We start from the raw sequence: 18,558 nt of genomic DNA, 5'->3' as shown, positions 1-18,558 counted from the left end.
ACCGATATGAGCACTGCCACCTACACCGTCAAGGGCATGACCTGCGGCCACTGCGTCAGCTCGGTCAAAGAAGAAGTCAGCGAAGTGGCCGGCGTGACCAATGTCCAAGTGGACCTGGCCACCGGACTGCTGACCGTTGACAGCGACGACTCCATTGACCCGGCGAAGATCGTCGCCGCGGTCGAGGAAGCCGGATACGAAGTGGCGAATCAGTCGTGAACACCGCAGCCAAGCTCGGCGCCTACGTCCTGGGGCTGGCCGTCGTCTTCGGCGGCGCTCTTGGGGCGGGCAAGGCGGTAGGGCCGGTCGGGACGCCCCCGGCCGAGGATCACAGCGCCATGACGGCGCCCACCACGAGCGCGAGCGCGGGTCACGACCAGTACGCCACCCAGCAGGCCAAAAGCGATACCCCTGGGGGGCTCCAAGTGTCCGAGAACGGTTACACCCTCGTCCCACTCACCGAGGCGCTCAAGCCCGGTGAGCCCGCAGACTTCCAATTCACCGTGACCGGCCCCGACGGCAAGCCGGTCACCGACTACAAGGTCGAGCACGACAAGAAACTCCACTTCATCGTGGTCTCCCGCGACCTGGGCACCTTCCAGCACCTGCACCCCACTGAGGCGGGCAACGGCGTGTGGTCGGTCAAGCTGACGCTGCCGGACGCGGGCACGTACCGAGCCTTCGCCGACTTCTCACCGGTCGGCGGTGAAGCGCTGACACTGGGCACCGACCTGGCGGCGGCGGGTGACTACGAGCCAAAGGCTCTGCCCGAGGAGAGCCGCACCGTGACGGTCGACGGATACACCGTCACCCTTGACGGAGACCTGGCCCCCGGGCAGTCGAGCAAGCTCACGTTGAAGGTCGCCAAGGACGGCAAGCCGGTCACCGACCTGCAGCCCTACCTCGGCGCCTACGGCCACCTGGTGGCCCTGCGCGCCAAGGACCTGGCCTACCTTCACGTCCACCCGGACGGTGAGCCCGGTGACGGCAAGACCCCGGCAGGCCCCGAGATCGTCTTCTACGCCGAGGTGCCCAGCACCGGCGACTACCGGCTGTTCCTGGACTTCCAGCACGACGGCGAGGTCCGTACCGCGGACTTCACCCTTGGCGCCGGCGAGCAGTCCGCCCTCCCCAAGGCGACTCCGACGGCCACCCCGAGCGGCCACGGCGCTGATGGCCACGGCCACTGAGCGAGGGAGCGGAGCGAGAGAAAGGAGCAGGGTGATGACTTCGGTCTCCGATGACCGGCAGAACGCGGTCGAACTCTCGATCGGCGGCATGACCTGCGCCTCGTGCGCCAACCGCATCGAGCGCAAGCTGAACAAGATGGACGGCGTGACCGCCACGGTCAACTACGCCACGGAGAAGGCGAAGGTGACCTTCCCCGATGGCGTGGATCCGCAGCAGTTGATCGCGGAGGTGGAGAAGAGCGGCTACACGGCCGCGCTCCCCGCCCCACCCAAGACGGAGGGGGCGCAGGCGGGCGCACAAGAGCCGGAGGACGAACTCCGACCCCTGCGCAACCGCCTCATCACCTCCGTGGTGCTGGCTGCGCCCGTGATCGCGATGGCGATGATCCCGCCGCTGCAGTTCACCAACTGGCAGTGGCTGTCGCTGGTGCTGGCCGCGCCGGTGGTGGTGTACGCGGGATGGCCGTTCCACAAGGCCGCCTGGACCAACCTCCGGCACGGCGCCGCCACGATGGACACGCTGATCTCGATCGGTACGCTGGCCGCGCTCGGCTGGTCGCTGTGGGCGCTGTTCTTCGGCACGGCCGGCACGCCGGGCATGACGCACCCGTTCGCGTTCACCATCGAGCGCACCGACGGCACCGGCAACATCTACCTCGAGGCCGCGGCCGGGGTCACGGCGTTCATCCTGGCGGGACGCTATTTCGAGTCCCGCTCCAAGCGGCGGGCCGGGGCGGCGTTGCGGGCGCTGCTGGAGCTCGGTGCCAAGGACGTCGCGGTGTTGCGCGACGGCGTGGAGAGCCGGATTCCCGCCGACCAGCTGACGGCCGGGGACCGGTTCGTCGTACGGCCGGGCGAGAAGATCGCCACGGACGGCGTCATCGAGGAGGGCACGTCGGCGGTCGACGCCTCCATGCTGACCGGTGAGTCCGTGCCGGTCGAAGTTCGGGTGGGCGACGCGGTCACCGGCGCCACCGTGAACGCCGGCGGCCGGCTCGTCGTACGTGCGACCCGGGTGGGCGCCGACACTCAACTCGCCCAGATGGCCAAGCTGGTGGAGGAGGCCCAGACCGGCAAGGCGGCCGTGCAACGGCTGGCCGACCGCATCTCCGGCATCTTCGTCCCGATCGTGATCGCGCTGGCCATCGGCACGCTCGGCTTCTGGCTGGGCACCGGCGACGGCGTGGGCGCGGCCTTCACCGCCGCGGTCGCGGTGCTGATCATCGCCTGCCCGTGCGCGCTCGGTCTGGCCACGCCGACCGCCCTGCTGGTCGGCACCGGCCGGGGAGCCCAGCTCGGGATCCTGATCAAGGGTCCGGAAGTGCTGGAGTCCACCCGCAAGATCGACACCGTGGTGCTGGACAAGACCGGCACGGTCACCGAGGGCCGCATGACCCTCACCGACGTCCACGTCGCCGATGGCGAGGACGAGGCCAAGGTGGTGCGCCTTGCCGGGGCGCTGGAGCACGCCTCTGAGCACCCGATCGCCCGGGCCATCGCCAAGGGCGCCGCGGCCCGGGTCGGCGAACTGCCCACGCCGGAAGACTTCGCCAACGTCGAAGGACTCGGCGTGCAGGGCATCGTGGACGGTCACGCGGTGCTGGTCGGCCGGCCCCGGCTGCTGGAGGAGTGGTCCCAGCACCTGCCCGCCGATCTGGAGCGGGAGCTGCACGCCGCACAGGCAGCCGGTCGCACGGCCGTCGCGGTCGGGTGGGACGGACAGGCCCGTGCCGTGCTGGTGGTGGCCGACGTGGTCAAGTCGACCAGCCAGGAGGCCATCACCCAGCTCCGCGCGCTCGGTCTCACACCGGTTCTGCTGACCGGTGACAACGAGGCCGTGGCCCGTACGGTGGCGGCCGAGGTGGGCATCGACGAGGTGATCGCCGAGGTGCTGCCCGCCGACAAGGTGGACGTGGTCAAGAAGCTGCAGGCCGAGGGCCGGGTCGTGGCCATGGTCGGCGACGGGGTCAACGACGCCGCCGCGCTGGCCCAGGCCGACCTCGGGCTGGCGATGGGCACCGGCACCGACGCCGCGATCGAGGCGAGCGACCTCACGCTGGTACGCGGCGACCTGCGGGTGGCCGCCGACGCGATCCGGTTGTCCCGGCGCACGTTGTCCACCATCAAGGGCAACCTGTTCTGGGCCTTCGCCTACAACGTGGCCGCCCTTCCGCTGGCGGCGCTGGGTCTGCTCAACCCGATGATCGCCGGAGCCGCGATGGCGTTCTCCAGCGTCTTCGTGGTGAGCAACAGCCTCCGGCTGCGCCGCTTCAAGTAAGAACCGCGTCGAAATGGCTCCGAGCAGCGCTGCTCGGAGCCATTTCGACGCGCTCGGTGTGGTGCTGCCGCCTACGGCTGGTAGATGGTCCGGAAGGTGGTGCCGCTGCCCACAGACTCTCCGCACCTGGCCGTCAGGGTTCACGCCGACCAGACCTTTCTCACCGGTCACGTCCAGGAACGACAGCAGCGGCGCTCCCGCCGGATGCGGGCCCGCATGTCCGGTGGTGCGAGGAGAGGGTGAGGCGACCTCACCCTCCTACTCGATCTACCGACCGGCCTAACCGTGCCCAGGGAGGTGGCCGGTCCCGCGCGGCCGAGATCGCTTTCGGGGTGGGCCGTCCAGCAGGCTGCGGAACCCTTTCGAGAGGTAGTCCCAACGCCTCCGCCCACCGGCGACGCCAGGCGAGTCGACGTTGGGCCGTGCGTTCCACGCGGGTTTGAGCTTTGCGGCGGCGGCGCTCGACCTCGGCGAGGGCCGCGCTCTCCGACCGAAGCCAGGGCGCCCAGACGAGCACCTGGATCGGGTCCCCGTTGTCACAGGGCATGGCCCGTTGCAGCAGGGCCCGTGCTGCCACCGCCCTCTCCTTGTTGAGCTTGCGGGTCGCGGCTGCCTTGCGCGCTGCTTCGGAGCGCGAAAGGGTCCGGGCCGCGGCGCGCAGTTCGGTGTCGGCCCGGACGAGGTCGGCGAGCGCGTCGACGTCGGCGGCGCGGTAGTAGCGGATGGTGAGTGTCCGGCCGTATTTCTGGATCTCATCGACGGCGACGGGCGCCAGACGGTCGGCGAGGCGTTTGAAACGCTGAGGTGAAATGCCCAGTCTGATGGCCGCCTGGGTGGCGTTACAGCGATGTTCGGCGGCGAGCAGGCGTTGGAAGCGCTCGGCGTCCGTCTTCGCCGCGTTGACCGAGACGGGGTCGAATGTGCGGTCCGGCAGGCGGCGGAGCAGGCTGGTCTCGACCGCGAGCTCGACTTCCCAGACGGCGAGGCCGAGCTCCTCGCGCACCCTCTTCATGCCCAGACCGTGTGCCATGGACAACAGTGTGCTGGCGGCCTACGACAGTTCCGCGGACTGAGATCGATGGGCGCGACAGGTAAGTAACCATTACTGTACAGAGAGTGAAGTCCTTTAACACGACGGGTCCGTGTCGGCCGGGCAAGCACTTCATGCTGCCCCCGATTCCCCGGATCCCCGAGGCGCGGGAGCTGATCGACGAGGAGAAATACTTCGTCATTCGCGGGCCACGCCAGAGCGGCAAGACGACCTCGCTCCAGGCCCTGGCCGCCGAATTGCGGGACGAGGCCAAGTATGCGGCGGTGTACATCTCCTGCGAGAGTGCCTCCACCCGGCCCGATCAAGCCGCTCCGGCTGAGGTGCGGATTCTCTCCGAGATCGCGGCCATGGCACAGGCGACGGGGCTTCCAGAGGAATGTCTGCCGCCGGAGCCGTGGCCGGAGGCTCCTGGAGGCAACCGACTGCTCAGAGGGCTCTCCGCATGGGCTCGCCGCTGCCCGCGCCCGGTCGTGCTGCTCATGGATGAGATCGACGCGATTCAGGGCGATGAGTTGATCAGCGTTCTCCGGCAGCTCCGCCAGGGATACAACAGCTTCCCAGTGCCGTTCCCGCACAGTGTGGCGCTGTGCGGGATGCGTGACGTGCGCGATTACAAGGCAGCCTCGGGCGGCGACCCGTCAAGGCTGGTCGGCCCCTCGCCGTTCAACATCCTCGCCGAGTCGATGCGGCTGGCGGACTTCACCTTCGAGCAGGTGGCCGAGCTGTACGGCCAGCACACCGACGCCACCGGCCAGGAGTTCACCGCGCACGCGATCCAGCGCGCCTTCCACGCCAGCCAGGGGCAGCCGTGGCTGGTCAACGCCCTCGCCCGCGAGATCATCCGCAAGATGCGCATCCCGGAAAGCCAGTTGATCACCGACGAGCACATGAACCAGGCGGTCGAGCGGCTCATCGTCGCCCGCGCCGTCCACCTGGACTCCCTGGCCGCCAAGCTACGTGAGGACCGCGTCCAGCGCATCATCGAGCCACTCCTCACCGGCGAAGTTCGGGAGAACGTCTATGACGATGACCTCGCCTACGCCCGCGATCTCGGCCTCATCACCCAGAAACCGCCGGTCCAGGTCGCCAACCCGATTTATCAGGAAGTCATCGTGCGCGTCCTCAGCCAGGACGTCGAGGCTGAGATCCGGCTCGACCGCTCAGCCTTCCTCACCCCGGACGGGCGGCTCGACATGCCCGCGATCCTGCAGGGGTTCCTCACCTTCTGGCGGCGCAACGGCGAGATCCTGCAAAGCCGCGAGACCTATCACGAGGCCGCCTGCCACCTGATCTTCATGGCTTGGCTGCATCGGGTGGTCAACGGCGGCGGTGTGATCGACCGTGAGTACGCCCTGGGCCGTGGGCGCATGGACATCTGCGTCCAATGGCCCTACACAGACGCCGACGGCAAGCGCGGCTGGCAGTGGGAGGCCATCGAACTCAAGGTCCATCACCCCAGACGGCCCGATCCCGTCGAAGAGGGCCTGCACCAGCTCGACGGTTACCTCGATCACCTCGACCTGAGCCACGGCACCCTCATCGTCTTCGACCGCCGGCCCACCGCCCCGCACCTCCTGGAGCGCACCGCCATCGAAAAGGTCACCAGCCCGCGCGGTCACGCCGTCACTCTCGTCCGGGCATGAAGGGTCACCCGCTGACATCCAGGGAGTCAGACCAGGTGACGCCGACCCATGGGTCATTTTTGACCTGGGGTTTTTGGCGTTCCTGGCTGCTCTAATGTGACGTGCGGGCCTGCAGGAGGTCGGCCAGGAGATGGAGCAGGGCCGCCGCCGTGGTCGCGGACGTGATGGCCTGCTCGCTGATCAGCCGCTGGATGCCCAGCACCGGCAGCCATTCGGCCCGCTCTCGTTCGTCAGCCCGGCCGCCGACCGGCGCGGTCTGGTCGCCGACCGGTGCAGCATGGTCGCCGGCCGGCTCAGTCTGGTCGTCGGCCGGTGTGGCGACGGGGGTGGCCTGGTAGGCGACGAAGATCACGTGGTCGCTGTCGGCGACGTCCTCGGCGGTGCGGATCCGGATCAGCGGCATCAGGGGACCGGGCCGCCAGCCGGTCTGCTCCTCCACGAGACGGGCCGCGGCCCGCTCCGGGTCCTCGTCCGGGCCGATCTCGCCGAGCGGGATCTCCCACCCCCACGTGTCGGTGACCGGGCGGTGCCGCCACAGCAACAGAGCGCGCCCGGCGTGAAAGACCACCGCTCCGGCGGCCTGCGGCGTGCGGACGAAGGGTTGCTCCACGTGCTCGCCGTCGGTCAGTTCGAGGTCCACGACGCGAAGATCGACCCCGTTCGCCGCGTAGAGCAGCCTTTCCGACCGACTCATGGGATGCTCCTCACCGATTCGCCGGGGGCCCGCTTCTTCGAGCATACGCATGGCGATGACCCGGCATCCCGGGCGCATGGACGTCGGTGGGGGAGATTAGCCTGGTAAAGGCCGGGGTCGGTTCGACCTGGATGTCATTGATGTCCCGACGTCTGACCGGAGGGAAGCGATTGTGGGGTCTTTCGCGGGCGGAGAGTTGCCTTCGGATGACGTCATCGTTCCGGCCCTGCGCGCGGGCGATGAGGCGATGTTCGCGGCGCTGCTCGACACCTGGTCCCGGGGCATGCTCCGGGTGGCCAGGTCGTACGTGCCCACCGACCACGCCGCGGAAGAGGTCGTCCAGGACACCTGGCTGGCGGTGATCGGCGGGATCGACGACTTCGAGGGCCGTTCGTCGGTCAAGACGTGGGTTTTCCGCATCCTGGTCAACGCGGCGAAGAAGCGCGGCGTACGCGAGAGGCGCACGCTGCCGTGGAGCGCTGTCAAGGATGATGGCGGCGCGATCGCGGGCCAGAGCCTCGACCCGGTGCCGCCTGGCGGTTGGCGGGATCCGCCCGCGGCATGGCCGACGCCCGAGAAAGAGGTGCTGGCCTCGGAGGTGCGCGGCCTGATCGGCGAGGTACTGGCCAGGCTGCCGCCCCGGCAGCGGACCGTGATCACGCTGCGGGACGTGGAGGGATGCACCTCCGACGAGGTGTGCGAGATCCTGAAGATCTCCGCCGCCAACCAGCGGGTCCTGCTGCATCGCGCCCGTGTCGCGGTGCGCGGGTGGCTGGCGGACTACTTCGAGTTCGCGAAACAGCCGGACTGACCACTTCGAGTTCGTGAGACGGCCGGACTGACCACTTCCGCTTCGCGCGGCGGCACAATAGGTGAAACGGTTCATTCAGCAGACGAGGGCGGTCAACGTCGTGAAGCGCTTCACATGCGGCGAGCTGGTGGAACTCCTCACCGCCTACCTTGACGACGCCCTTGATCAGCCCGAGCGCGAGGGCGTGCACGCCCACCTGGCCGCCTGCGAGGGGTGCGGCCGCTACTTAGAACAGTTCCGCGCGACCATCGTCTCCCTGGGCGACCCGCCCCCGGAGAAACTCCCCGCCGACGTGCGCGATCGGCTCATGTCCGCGTTCCGCGAGCGCCGGCGGTCATGAGGCGCGAGCCCCCCATGTGACTGCTCATCCAACTACCCGAAATCCCTTACTCGAAATTCGCGTGTAACGCTCGCGCGGTTCGTGGGTCTGTAGATGGGGCCACCGTTGCCTGCGGTGGACCGCTGGACCATCACAGACCCATGCGCCACGCGAAGGGGAAACGATGATCGGGCTTACGGCCGAGAGTCCGCCGTTGCAGGACGCCTCGGAGGTGGTGGACTTCGCGCGTCGCTGCTTTTGTCCCGCCGCCGCGGACCTGGTCGGCGTGGAGCTGGAATTCCTGATCTTCGACCGTACGTCGGCAACGAGGCATGTCCCGCTGGCCAGGATCGAGCGGGCCATGCCCGAGCTGCCCGGTGGCAGCCGGTTGACCTTCGAACCGGGCGGACAGCTCGAACTGTCCGGCCCGACAGGCCCGTTGACGGAATCGCTGGCCCGCGTGGCCGCCGACGTGGCCGCCGTACGCGCCGCCTTGCGGGCGTCCGGGCTGGTGCTGGCCGGTGTCGGTCTCGATCCGCTACGGCCGGCCCGGCGCCAGTTGCGTCTGCCCCGGTACGACGCGATGGCCGAGTTCCTCGGCGTGCCGTACGGACAGCTCATGATGTGCTCGACCGCGTCGATCCAGGTCAACCTGGACCTGGGCGAGCGGCCGGTGGCGCGCTGGGAACGGGCGCACGCGCTCGGCCCCGTGTTGATGGCTGCCTTCGCCAACTCGCCGCTGCGCGATGGCCGGCCGTGCGGCTGGATGTCGGGCCGTCAGGCCGTCTGGGATCACCTCGACCGCACCAGAACCTCGCCCGTGCCCGCCTCGGATGATCCCGCCGCGGACTGGGCCGAATACCTGCTGGATGCCCGGCTCATGCTGGTGCGGGAGGACGAACAGAGCTATCACACCATCCGTGACGGCTCCAGCTTCCGCGACTGGCTGAACGCCGACGGCCGGCGGCGGCCCACCGCCGAGGACCTGGCCTACCACGCCACGACGCTGTTTCCACCGGTGCGGCCCCGGGGGTGGCTGGAGATCCGCTACCTCGACGCCCAGCACCCGGCGATCTGGCCGGTCTGTGTGGCCGTGACCCATGCCCTGGTCACCGACGACCGCGCCGCTGATGCCGCGACGGCCGCCGCGGAGCCGTACCGGCAGCTCTGGGGGGTGGCGGCGCGGTGCGGGCTGGCCGAGCCGCGCCTGCGCCGGGCCGCCGAGGAGTGCTTCCGCGCCGCGCTGGAGGCGCTGCCGCGCTGCGGCGCGGGTCCCGGTCTGGTCGGCGAGGTGGCCGCGTTCGCCGACCGGCACGTGAGCACGGGCCGCTCACCGGCCTCCTACCTGCTGGATCTTCCGAACTGGCCGAGCGACGAAGGATGGGAATGAACGACATCAAAGAACGTATCGCGGCCGAGCTCATCGCGGTGCGCGACCGGTCACTCACCTACACGGCCGCGGAGGACGACCTGCTGGTACGCCAGCACTCCCCGCTGATGTCGCCGCTCGTCTGGGACCTGGCGCACGTGGGCAACTACGAGGAGCTCTGGGTGCTGCGTGAGGCCGGGGGCATCGACCCGCTCCGGCCCGAGATCGACGACATCTACGACGCGTTCAAGACACCGCGCAAGGATCGCCCCAGCCTGCCCTTCCTGGGTCCGGCCGAGGCCCGCCGCTACATCGAGGGCGTACGCGGGCGGGTGCTCGACGTCCTCGACGCGATCGACCTGGACGGGCCCGCCCCGCTGCACCGCGACGGCTTCGTGTTCGGCCTGGTGATCCAGCACGAGCATCAGCACGACGAGACCATGCTCGCCACCCTGCAACTGTCCGGGCAACCCGGGCTGGTGCGCGACGGCGACCTTCCGCCCGGGCGGAGTGGGGGTCCGGAAGAGGTCTTCGTGCCCGCGGGCTCCTTCCTCATGGGTACCGACACGCTGCCCTGGGCCTACGACAACGAACGGCCGGCGCACCGGGTGGACCTGCCCGCGTACTCGATCGACCGGCTGCCTGTCGGCAACCGCGCCTACGCGGCGTTCATCGAGGACGGCGGTTACGACGACCCGCGCTGGTGGTCCGCGGAGGGCTGGCAGTGGCGGCAGCGGAGCGGCGTCTTCGCCCCGCTGTTCTGGGTCAGGGATGGCGGCGCCTGGTGGCGTACCCGTTTCGGGCGCAGCGAGCCGGTCCCGATGGACGAGCCGGTCCAGCACGTGTCCTGGTACGAAGCTGACGCCTACGCCCGCTGGGCGGGCAAGCGGCTGCCCACCGAGGCCGAATGGGAGAAGGCCTGCGGTTGGGACGCCCGGTCAGAGAAAGCGCACCGGTATCCCTGGGGTGAGGACGCCCCAGGCGCCGAGCGGGCGAACCTCGGGCATCGCGCCGCCCATCCCGCGCCGTTGGGCGCCTACCCGGCCGCGGCCAGCCCTTACGGGGCCGAGCAGATGGTGGGAGACGTCTGGGAATGGACCGCCTCGTGGTTCCAGCCCTACCCCGGCTTCCGCAGCTTCCCGTACAAGGAGTACAGCGAGGTGTTCTTCGGCGAGGAGTACCGGGTGCTGCGCGGCGGCTCCTGGGCGGCCGATCCGGCGGCGGTGCGGACCACGTTCAGGAACTGGGACTACCCGATCCGCCGGCAGATCTTCAGCGGCTTCCGCTGCGCCCGTTCGGAGCTGGTCTAACGTGTGCAGGCACGCGGCCTGGCTGGGCGCCGCCCGCCCGCTCGCCGCGCTCATCCACGAGCCGGAATTTGGCCTGCTGAAGCAGTCGTACGCGCCGCGGCGGCAGCGTTACGGCATGATCAACGCCGACGGGTACGGCATGGGCTGGTATGAGCAGAGCCCGGACCCGGTGCGCTATCGCCGTGCCATCCCCATGTGGGCCGACGCCAACCTGCCCGGACTCGCGCGGATCGCCCGCTCGACCTGCCTGCTGGCGGCCGTACGCTCGGCCACCGTCGGCATGCCGATCGAGGAGAGCGCCACCGCGCCGTTCACCGACGGGCGGTGGCTGCTCAGCCACAACGGGCGTGTCGAGCGGGACGCGGTCAGGGACCTGGCCGACAGCGCCGAGAGCGCGTGCGACGCCGCCTGGGTCGCCGCCGCCGTGTTCCAGCGCGGGCACGCCGGGCTGGGCCTGGGCGAGGCGCTCGCCGAGGTGGTCGTCCGCGCCGGGGAGAAGGACCCTGGCGCTCGCCTGAACCTGCTCGCCTGCGACGGCGCGTCGATCGCCGCGACCGTCTGGGGCGACACCCTCTTCCATCACCGACTCCACGACGGCGTGCTGGTGGCCAGCGAGCCGCTCGACGACCTGCCCGGATGGCAGGCCGTACCCGAGCGCAGCCTGCTCACCGTCACCCATGACGACGTACGCGTCCAGCCGTTGTAACCCACTTCAGGAGGCATCGTGCCTGTCAGCCAGTCGACCGTGCAGGTGATCAACTATCTTGACCGCGACTATCTGCGCCAGGCGCTCGAACATGATGTCAGGGCCGGGCTGACAGCCGTGCCCAAGTGGCTACCGCCCAAGTGGTTCTACGACGCGGCGGGCAGCGAGTTGTTCTCCCGCATCACCCGGTTGCCCGAGTACTATCCGACCCGGCGCGAGCTGGCCATCCTGCGCGCGCGGGCCGCGGACCTGGCCGCCGCCAGCGGCGCGGACACGCTGGTCGAGCTGGGCTCGGGCACCAGCGAGAAGACCGTCCTGCTGCTGGAGGCGCTCGCCGCGCGTGTCTACACGCCGGTGGACGTCGACGCGGTCACCCTCACGGAGGCGGCGCACCGGCTGGCCGGGCGCTTCCCCGGGCTGCGGGTGAAGGCGGTGTGCGCCGACTTCGAGCGCCATCTGGCGCTGCTGCCGCGTACCGGAAGGCGGATGGTGGCCTTCCTCGGCGGCACGATCGGCAACCTCGAACCGGCCGCGCGCGAGCTGTTCATGAAGGACCTGCGGGCCACGCTCCAGCCAGGAGACACGTTCCTGCTGGGGGCGGACCTGGTGAAGGACACCGAGCGGCTGGTGGCGGCCTACGACGACCCGGCCGGGGTGACGGCCGCCTTCAACCGGAACGTGCTGCGGGTGATCAACCGGGAGCTGGAGGCGGACTTCGACCCGGAGGCGTTCGAGCACGTGGCGCTGTACGACGAGCGGCAGGAATGGATCGAGATGCGGCTACGGGCGAGCCGCGACATGCGGGTGCGGATCGGTGGGCTGGGGCTGGTCACCGACTTCGCGGAGGGGGAGGAGGTACGGACGGAGATCAGCGCGAAGTTCCGGCCGGAGGGGCTGTGGGCGGAGCTTGTGGGTGCGGGCTTCAAGGTGCGCCGTCGCTACACGGACCTGGCCGGGGACTTCACCCTGATCCTGGCCGAGGCCGGCTGAAAGTTTCAGCAGCGTCGTCGGCCTTGTCCAAGGTCGGCGTAGGTGCCGCGCGCTGAGGCGTGGGGAGGCTCTTGCGAGGCGAATCGGGGCGACAGATCGTTGGGAGCGCTCCCAAGTGTCGGAGCTCGGCCGCTTCGAGAAAGCGGTGTCCATCGGTTTCGTCACGGAGGGCTCCCATGCCGATCGTGTTACGCAGGGCCTTGACGGCCGCCGTAGCTGTGGTGCTGGCCGGGTTCGGCCTCGCCGCCGTCCAGAGCGCGGCCGACGCCGCCGTGTCGTGTTCGGCCACCTATACCAAGAGCTGGGACAACGGCAGCGCGTTCGGCGCCACCATCGCGGTGACCAACACCGGCGACGCGTTGACCAGCTGGACGCTGAGCTTCGACTTCCCCAACAATCAGGTGATCACCCAGATGTGGGAGGGTGTGCCCACTCCGGCGACCCCCACCCCGGCGGGTGCGGCCATCACCGTCAACCCGGTCTCCTACAACGCCGCCAAGCCCGCCGGGGCGACCTGGAGTCTCGGTTTCAACGGCACGTACACCGGTGGCGCCAACACCAACCCCAGCGTCTCCTGCACGGGGACCGGCGCCGGAGGGACGCAACAGGCGCTGGTGGTCTCCGCCACCAGCGTGAGCGTGCCCGAGGGCGGGACCAGCGGCTACACGGTCCGCCTGCGCTCCCAGCCGACCGGCAACGTGACGGTCACCAGTACGGCGGGTACCGGTGACACCAACATCACCGTGACCGGCGGAGCCTCCCTGACCTTCACCACGGCCAACTGGAACACCCCGCAGACGGTGACGTTGAGCGCCGCGGAGGACAGCGACACCACGAACGGCACCCGGCCGATCACCGTGGCATCCAGCGGTTTGACCTCGGTGACGGTGAACGCCACCGAGGCCGACAACGACGGCAGCACGGGAGGCGCGGCACCCGTGCTGCACGTTTCGGGGAACCGGCTGGTCACCGCCGCCGGCGCCACCTACCGTCTGCTGGGCGTCAACCGGGCCAGCGGCGAGTTCGCCTGCGTACAGGGCAAGGGCATGTGGGACAGCGGCCCGGTGGATCAGGCCTCGGTCGACGCGATGAAGGCGTGGAACATCCGCACGGTCCGGATCCCGCTGAACGAGGAGTGCTGGAACGGCACCAACGGCACCCCCAGCGGCCCCGCGTACCAGCAGAACGTCAAGGACTACGTCAACCTGCTGGTCGCCAACGGCATCACGCCGATCGTGGAGATGCACTGGAACTACGGCCTGTACACCGGTCAGGGTGCCGGTTGCTCCGACACCACGGCGACCTGCCAGAAGCCGATGCCCGACGCCCAGTACGCCCCGACGTTCTGGACCGGGGTCGCCAACGCCTTCAAGGGCAACAACGCGGTCGTCTTCGACCTGTTCAACGAGCCCTACCCGGACGCGGCCGCGAACTGGGACGCGACCGCCGGCTGGAAGTGCTGGCGCGACGGCGGCACCTGTACCGGCATCGGCTACCAGGTGGCCGGCATGCAGTCGCTGGTCAACACGGTGCGCGCCACCGGGGCCACCAATGTGATCATGCTGGGCGGGCTGGCCTGGTCCAACGACCTGAGCCAGTGGCTGACGTACAAGCCGACCGATCCGACCGGCAACCTGATGGCCGCCTGGCACACCTACAACTTCAACACCTGCTCCAACACCGCCTGCTGGAACAGCCAGGTCGGCGCCGTCGCGGCCCAGGTGCCGGTGCAGGCCGGTGAGATCGGCCAGAACTCCTGCGCGCACGACTACATCGACCAGGTGATGAGCTGGGCCGACGCGCACGGCGTCGGGTACACGGCCTGGACCTGGAACCCGTGGGGCTGCAGCCAGGGCAACGTGCTCATCACCGACTACAACGGCACGCCCACCAGCACGTACGGCGAGGGCTTCAAGGCACACCTGCTCACCCAGAACCCCCTCTCGTAGCAGCACTCGACCGGTCCGTCATCGGGCGGGCCCGGGTCTCTCCATGGAGCCGCTCATGCGCCGCAGATCCCACCTGTACGCCGTCCTCGTCACGCTCCTCGTGGCGGTCGCCTTCGGTGTCGCCCTGCCCGCGCTGTCGGCGACGGCCCCCGTCCGGATCATGCCGCTCGGCGACTCCATCACCGCCGGACCCGGCTGCTGGCGCGCCCTGCTCTGGAACCACCTGCAGACAGCCGGATATACGAACATCGACTTCGTCGGCAGCGTCCCCGACGGCGGCTGCAATTACGGGTTCTCCTACGACGGTGACAACGAGGGTCACGGCGGCTACGCCGCGACCGGCATCGCCGATCAGAATCAGCTGCCGCCGTGGCTGGACGCGGCGAAGCCCGACATCGTCCTCATGCACCTGGGCACCAACGACATGTGGGGCGGCTTCATCCCCACCACCACCGTCCTGGCCGCATATACCAAGCTGGTCGGCCAGATGCGGGCGAACAACCCGAACATGAAGATCATCGTGGCGCAGATCATCCCCATGAACCCGTCCGGCTGCCCCACCTGCGCGGCCAGTGTGGTGGCGCTCGACAACGCGATCCCGGGCTGGGCCGCCGGCCTCACGACCGCGCGGTCGCCCATCGTCGTCGCCGACCTGTGGACCGGCTTCAACACGGCCACCGACACCGGCGATGGAGTCCACCCCAACGACACCGGCTTCCGGAAGATGGCCGATCGCTGGTACCCGTCGCTCGCGCAGGTACTCAACGGCGTGACCCCGCCGGTGACTCCTCCGCCTACCGATGCCCGGTGCACCGCCACCTACAAGGTGATCTCCCAGTGGGGCGGCGCCTTCCAAGGCGAGATCACGGTGAAGAACGCCTCCCAGAACGCCTCCTCCGCCTGGACGACCACCTTCACCTTCGCCAACGGCCAGCAGATCAACCAGTCCTGGAACACCACGCTCACTCAGAACGGCGCCACCGTCACGGCCCGCAACGCGAGCTACAACGGCAACCTGCCGGTCGGCGCGGCCACGACCTTCGGCTTCACCGCCACCTGGAACAACACCACCAACGCGCTACCCCAGTTGAGCTGCTCACTCGGCTGAGCATATTGCCGGGCGACACCTCAACATCAAGCCTCGGGAAATGGAGATATTAAATGAAGCTTGCCTGATCCTGGCATTATGTCGCAGAATTGTGGCCGATTGGTCCCGCAATTGATCCCGCCTGCGGCGGAGTTAGATGATGCCACGGTAGCCGCGATCTGTGTGAGCGCACCTCGTCGCGATACCCTCCGCGAGGGTGAGCGGATCCTCGGCTACTCATCGTTTCGCGAACTGCTCCTGCGCCACTGCCGTCCTGGCGCTTCGATGCGGCGCCAGATGGTGCCGAGTGTCATCGTAGCGCGATATTCGTACTTCGGTTCTTCGGCGGGGCTCCCTGCTTTTGCGGCACACTCCGCCACGGCTATTCGGGGTGACGTGAGGAAGTGCAGGGCTTTCATGATCATTTCCTCATCGGCTCGGTGTCCCAGCTTGCGCAGCTCTCTGCGGATATCTTTTATCTCAAGCCAAGCGCCTTCTGTAAGGGGATCCTGAGCCTCATTGTGAAGGACGATTGCCACTGACAGTTCCAGATCGGCAAGCCGCTGCTGTGCGTTCCATTCTTTCGCGAGAAGGTCACGTCGCTGGTCGGACCGCAGCAGCGGGTCGACAAGCGGGCCGAGTTGTGCGGGCGTGAGTGGTGTAACCCCTTGACGGCGAACGGCTTCCGCCAACAACGATGTCAGAACGACGGCAACCTGGAGGTCGTCGTCGACTGCATCCAGTAGGCGGCGTTCAAAGCCAGGGCCGATGTATATTGTTGCCTCGGCATTTATCTTCGATCGCTGGCCCGGCAGGGTGAGCGGCCGACCGTATTCCTCTGACACCTCGCCGTTCTTCGCGGTTTTGGTTTCGACGGCCAAGATCCGTCCGTGCACCCCTGACCCCGTCCGCACCTCGCCATCGGGACTGTCCGTCGTCGCTCCACCTATATGGCGACTGGGCATGCCCAGATAGTTGAACGCGGCGATCACAGCGACCTCAAGTCGCTCCGGCTCGCCACTGTCATGTGCGGAATCCTCGATCTTGGCCGCGATCTGCTCCGCCTCGACGACGTCTGTCGGCGGCACGCTGGCGAATTCTTCCTCGTGGAGCTCTACAAGCTGCTGTGGAGTAAGGCAGCGAACGGAATCACGGAAAGCCCGGCCTAGTGGCGTTACCTTGAAAAACGTTTGAGAGATCTTGGTGACCAGGCCACAAGCCAGCAGCAGGTTCAGTCGCCCGGTGACGGCCGCAGGGGGGAGCCCCTGCGCGGTATCGATGCCATAGTGCGAACTGCGTTCGGCGAGTCCTTTTGCAGTTGGCTTCACTCCGACCGTATCAAGGTCGAAGAGAATCTCTCCGAAATATGAGATGTGAGCGTGAACGATGCGGGCGAGGTTCACGGACTGATCGGTGTCCAGCCAGGCTTGGGCCGCCCCAGTCGCCGCAAGACGATCCGACGAGATTCGCGCCACCAGTCCTATCGATTTCAGGGTGTCTAGAGCGCTGCTCGCAGACGATGCCGAGATGCCATGCGTTCGACAGCAGAGGTTGGCGAGGCCGCCCACGGTGATCGAAGGCATGGCGCCTTCAGTCAGGACTCTCAGGGTCTCGATCCACCCGGCCTCTTCCTGTTGGCCGGGGATGTAGAAACCCGCAGCTCGCGCTCGGCGATGCAGACGCACATCATCCAGTGCCGCCAAAAGGTCGGCGATGGCCGTTGGGGTGGATGGGAGGACGGCAGGCGCGTCCCCTTCGTCCGCGTCCGGCTTGCCGAGTTCCAGGTCGCTGAGCAAAGCTCGCCCTGCCTCGGTCAGGTGAACCTCGCCATCGAAGATGTCCACCATGCCGGTGACCCTCAGCCAACTGGTCCTGGTGCGTACTGGAGTCAGCGACTCCCAGCGGAAGCCGTACCGAGAGCGCGCGACGATCAACAATTCCTCGTGTGAGGTTGATCCCCGTTCGAGGGTGCTCATGAGTTCGCCAATGAATCGCACGTGCCGGTGCAGAATTAGCACGAGATGGGCATTTTTGCCGCTCTCAAGCCAGTTTTGGGCATTTGCGGTTGGTGTTATCCAGGAGCCATGGCGAGCAATGAGTCCCGTGCGAGTCAGGCGCCTCGTCGCCTCCCCTGCGCGAATGAAGTCATTGGTGGAAGGCCATGCGACCATTGCGCTGGCTTCCACGCCATCACCCAACACATTAAACAGTCGTCGTAGCTTGGCCAGCCAGCTGGTCAAGGGTCCTGGCAGGTTGGCTAGGCCATCGGCGCGTGCGGCCCAAGGCAGTGGTTGCATCAATCTTCCCAGAAGCGGAGACAAGCTCTTCATTGAAGATGCCACAGGATCGTTATCTGGGGAACTATTCTCAGCACACATGGCCGTGTTTCTTCCGCTGATGGCCAGCGTAACCTTCACTGTTTTTCGAGAGTCGGCGAGCCAGTTCCGTTGTGCATGGGATAGGAATGAATGTGCGTGAGCTGTACGGGTTCGAGGTGGAGCCGGAGGTTCGTGAGTGGCTCGAGACACTCAGTGATGGCGATTTCAAGCGGGTGGACGAAGTCGCCGGGCTTCTCGCGGAGAAGGGAACCGAACTGGGCGGACCGTGGTCAGACCACCTAGAAGGACCGGTATGGGAACTGCGAGTACGGCTTCGCGATGTTGCGGCCCGGGTGACGTACTTGGTGTACTGCCAACAGGACCATCGTGTTGCTCACGGTCTTCCGCAAGACCAGGCAGCATGAGCAGCGACAGATTGACCGGGCGGTATGGGCGCAGAAGATCTGCGAACGTGACCATGGCCGACCGGCGGCCGAGAGCTTCGAGAGGCAGGTGTGATGGCCGGCTACCACACCCGCTGGGTGCGTCCTGAGCCGCAGGCGGACGATCCCGAGCGGATCGCGATCCGTGAGGCGCTGGTCTTCGGCAAGGCTCTGTATGACCGGCGGACCGCCCTCGGCCTGACCGTCGCGGAACTCGCCCAGGCAGTGGGCATGACCGTAGATGAGATCGAGTGCATCGAGGAGGGCGGCACCGCGCCCACGGTCGCGCTGCTCCGTCTCCTTGCCGCTGCTCTCGATGCGGATGTCCGGCTCACTTCCGGGCATGATCTTGACTCTCTGTGGTTCGAGGCTCACGCGGCCTGACCAGACAGACACGACC

General features: G+C 68.0%; 17 protein-coding genes. 14 read left to right on the top strand and 3 right to left on the bottom strand.

Features of this window, described 5'->3' with window-relative positions; genetic code table 11:
- The first annotated feature begins 6 nt into the window (after positions 1-6).
- From ACIBO2_RS13845 to ACIBO2_RS13835, 3 genes are read left to right on the top strand one after another with little or no spacing between them, the layout of a single operon-like run.
- Positions 7-219, top strand: a complete 213-nt coding sequence (locus tag ACIBO2_RS13845) for a cation transporter (RefSeq protein ID WP_358540005.1) — start codon at positions 7-9, stop codon at positions 217-219.
- Positions 216-1,190 carry a hypothetical protein gene (locus ACIBO2_RS13840; protein WP_397297198.1) on the top strand — a complete coding sequence of 325 codons (975 nt, stop codon included), beginning with the start codon at positions 216-218 and terminating at the stop codon, positions 1,188-1,190. The genes ACIBO2_RS13845 and ACIBO2_RS13840 overlap by 4 nt, the downstream gene beginning before the upstream one ends.
- Before the next feature lie 34 nt (positions 1,191-1,224).
- The gene (locus tag ACIBO2_RS13835) at positions 1,225-3,468 is read left to right on the top strand and encodes a heavy metal translocating P-type ATPase (protein ID WP_397297196.1); all 2,244 of its coding nucleotides are present in this window, start codon (positions 1,225-1,227) and stop codon (positions 3,466-3,468) included.
- 250 nt (positions 3,469-3,718) lie between these two features.
- Here ACIBO2_RS13835 and ACIBO2_RS13830 read toward each other — a convergent pair whose 3' ends face one another.
- Positions 3,719-4,498 carry a hypothetical protein gene (locus tag ACIBO2_RS13830; protein ID WP_397297194.1) on the bottom strand — a complete coding sequence of 260 codons (780 nt, stop codon included), beginning with the start codon at positions 4,496-4,498 and terminating at the stop codon, positions 3,719-3,721.
- Between the two features lie 86 nt (positions 4,499-4,584).
- Between ACIBO2_RS13830 and ACIBO2_RS13825 the strand changes: the two genes are divergently transcribed.
- Positions 4,585-6,162, top strand: a complete 1,578-nt coding sequence (locus ACIBO2_RS13825; protein WP_397297193.1) for an ATP-binding protein — start codon at positions 4,585-4,587, stop codon at positions 6,160-6,162.
- A gap of 91 nt (positions 6,163-6,253) precedes the next feature.
- Here the strand turns inward: ACIBO2_RS13825 and ACIBO2_RS13820 are convergent, their stop codons facing one another.
- Positions 6,254-6,856 carry an NUDIX hydrolase gene (locus ACIBO2_RS13820; protein ID WP_397297191.1) on the bottom strand — a complete coding sequence of 201 codons (603 nt, stop codon included), beginning with the start codon at positions 6,854-6,856 and terminating at the stop codon, positions 6,254-6,256.
- Positions 6,857-7,028: 172 nt separating this feature from the next.
- Between ACIBO2_RS13820 and ACIBO2_RS13815 the strand changes: the two genes are divergently transcribed.
- The 8 genes from ACIBO2_RS13815 (at position 7,029) to ACIBO2_RS13780 (ending at position 15,418) form a co-directional block, all read left to right on the top strand.
- Positions 7,029-7,667 (top strand): sigma-70 family RNA polymerase sigma factor, encoded by a 639-nt coding sequence (locus ACIBO2_RS13815; RefSeq protein ID WP_358540021.1) that lies wholly within the window; start codon positions 7,029-7,031, stop codon positions 7,665-7,667.
- Between the two features lie 100 nt (positions 7,668-7,767).
- A complete protein-coding gene (locus ACIBO2_RS13810) occupies positions 7,768-8,007 on the top strand; it encodes a zf-HC2 domain-containing protein (RefSeq protein ID WP_358540024.1) in 240 nt (79 codons plus the stop codon).
- Positions 8,008-8,170: 163 nt separating this feature from the next.
- On the top strand, positions 8,171-9,376 hold the full coding sequence (gene egtA / locus ACIBO2_RS13805) for an ergothioneine biosynthesis glutamate--cysteine ligase EgtA (RefSeq protein WP_397297189.1): 1,206 nt from the start codon (positions 8,171-8,173) through the stop codon (positions 9,374-9,376).
- Positions 9,373-10,665 carry an ergothioneine biosynthesis protein EgtB gene (gene egtB, locus ACIBO2_RS13800; protein ID WP_358540030.1) on the top strand — a complete coding sequence of 431 codons (1,293 nt, stop codon included), beginning with the start codon at positions 9,373-9,375 and terminating at the stop codon, positions 10,663-10,665. The genes egtA and egtB overlap by 4 nt, the downstream gene beginning before the upstream one ends.
- 1 nt (position 10,666) lies before the next feature.
- Entirely contained in the window at positions 10,667-11,371 is a 705-nt protein-coding gene (gene egtC, locus ACIBO2_RS13795; protein WP_358540033.1) for an ergothioneine biosynthesis protein EgtC, read from the top strand.
- Positions 11,372-11,389: 18 nt separating this feature from the next.
- Positions 11,390-12,361 (top strand): L-histidine N(alpha)-methyltransferase, encoded by a 972-nt coding sequence (gene egtD / locus ACIBO2_RS13790; RefSeq protein ID WP_358540036.1) that lies wholly within the window; start codon positions 11,390-11,392, stop codon positions 12,359-12,361.
- A gap of 176 nt (positions 12,362-12,537) precedes the next feature.
- Positions 12,538-14,310, top strand: coding sequence for a cellulase family glycosylhydrolase (locus tag ACIBO2_RS13785; RefSeq protein ID WP_358540039.1), 1,773 nt, complete (start codon positions 12,538-12,540; stop codon positions 14,308-14,310).
- Positions 14,311-14,365: 55 nt separating this feature from the next.
- Positions 14,366-15,418 carry a cellulose binding domain-containing protein gene (locus ACIBO2_RS13780; RefSeq protein WP_397297185.1) on the top strand — a complete coding sequence of 351 codons (1,053 nt, stop codon included), beginning with the start codon at positions 14,366-14,368 and terminating at the stop codon, positions 15,416-15,418.
- A gap of 212 nt (positions 15,419-15,630) precedes the next feature.
- On the opposite strand, the gene ACIBO2_RS13775 is transcribed toward ACIBO2_RS13780, so the two are convergent.
- Complete coding sequence (locus ACIBO2_RS13775) at positions 15,631-17,637, bottom strand: hypothetical protein (protein ID WP_397297183.1); 2,007 nt, start codon at positions 17,635-17,637, stop codon at positions 15,631-15,633.
- 230 nt (positions 17,638-17,867) lie between these two features.
- Here ACIBO2_RS13775 and ACIBO2_RS13770 point away from each other — a divergent pair, with 230 nt between their 5' ends.
- Positions 17,868-18,140 (top strand): type II toxin-antitoxin system RelE/ParE family toxin, encoded by a 273-nt coding sequence (locus ACIBO2_RS13770; RefSeq protein ID WP_358540048.1) that lies wholly within the window; start codon positions 17,868-17,870, stop codon positions 18,138-18,140.
- Between the two features lie 93 nt (positions 18,141-18,233).
- Positions 18,234-18,542 carry a helix-turn-helix transcriptional regulator gene (locus tag ACIBO2_RS13765; protein WP_358540051.1) on the top strand — a complete coding sequence of 103 codons (309 nt, stop codon included), beginning with the start codon at positions 18,234-18,236 and terminating at the stop codon, positions 18,540-18,542.
- Positions 18,543-18,558: the final 16 nt, after the last annotated feature.

It is taken from the genome of Nonomuraea sp. NPDC050022 (assembly GCF_044460705.1).
GTDB lineage: Bacteria > Actinomycetota > Actinomycetes > Streptosporangiales > Streptosporangiaceae > Nonomuraea.
The sequence above is the reverse complement of the archived record's forward strand: the minus strand, read 5'-3'. Positions and strand labels throughout refer to the sequence as shown.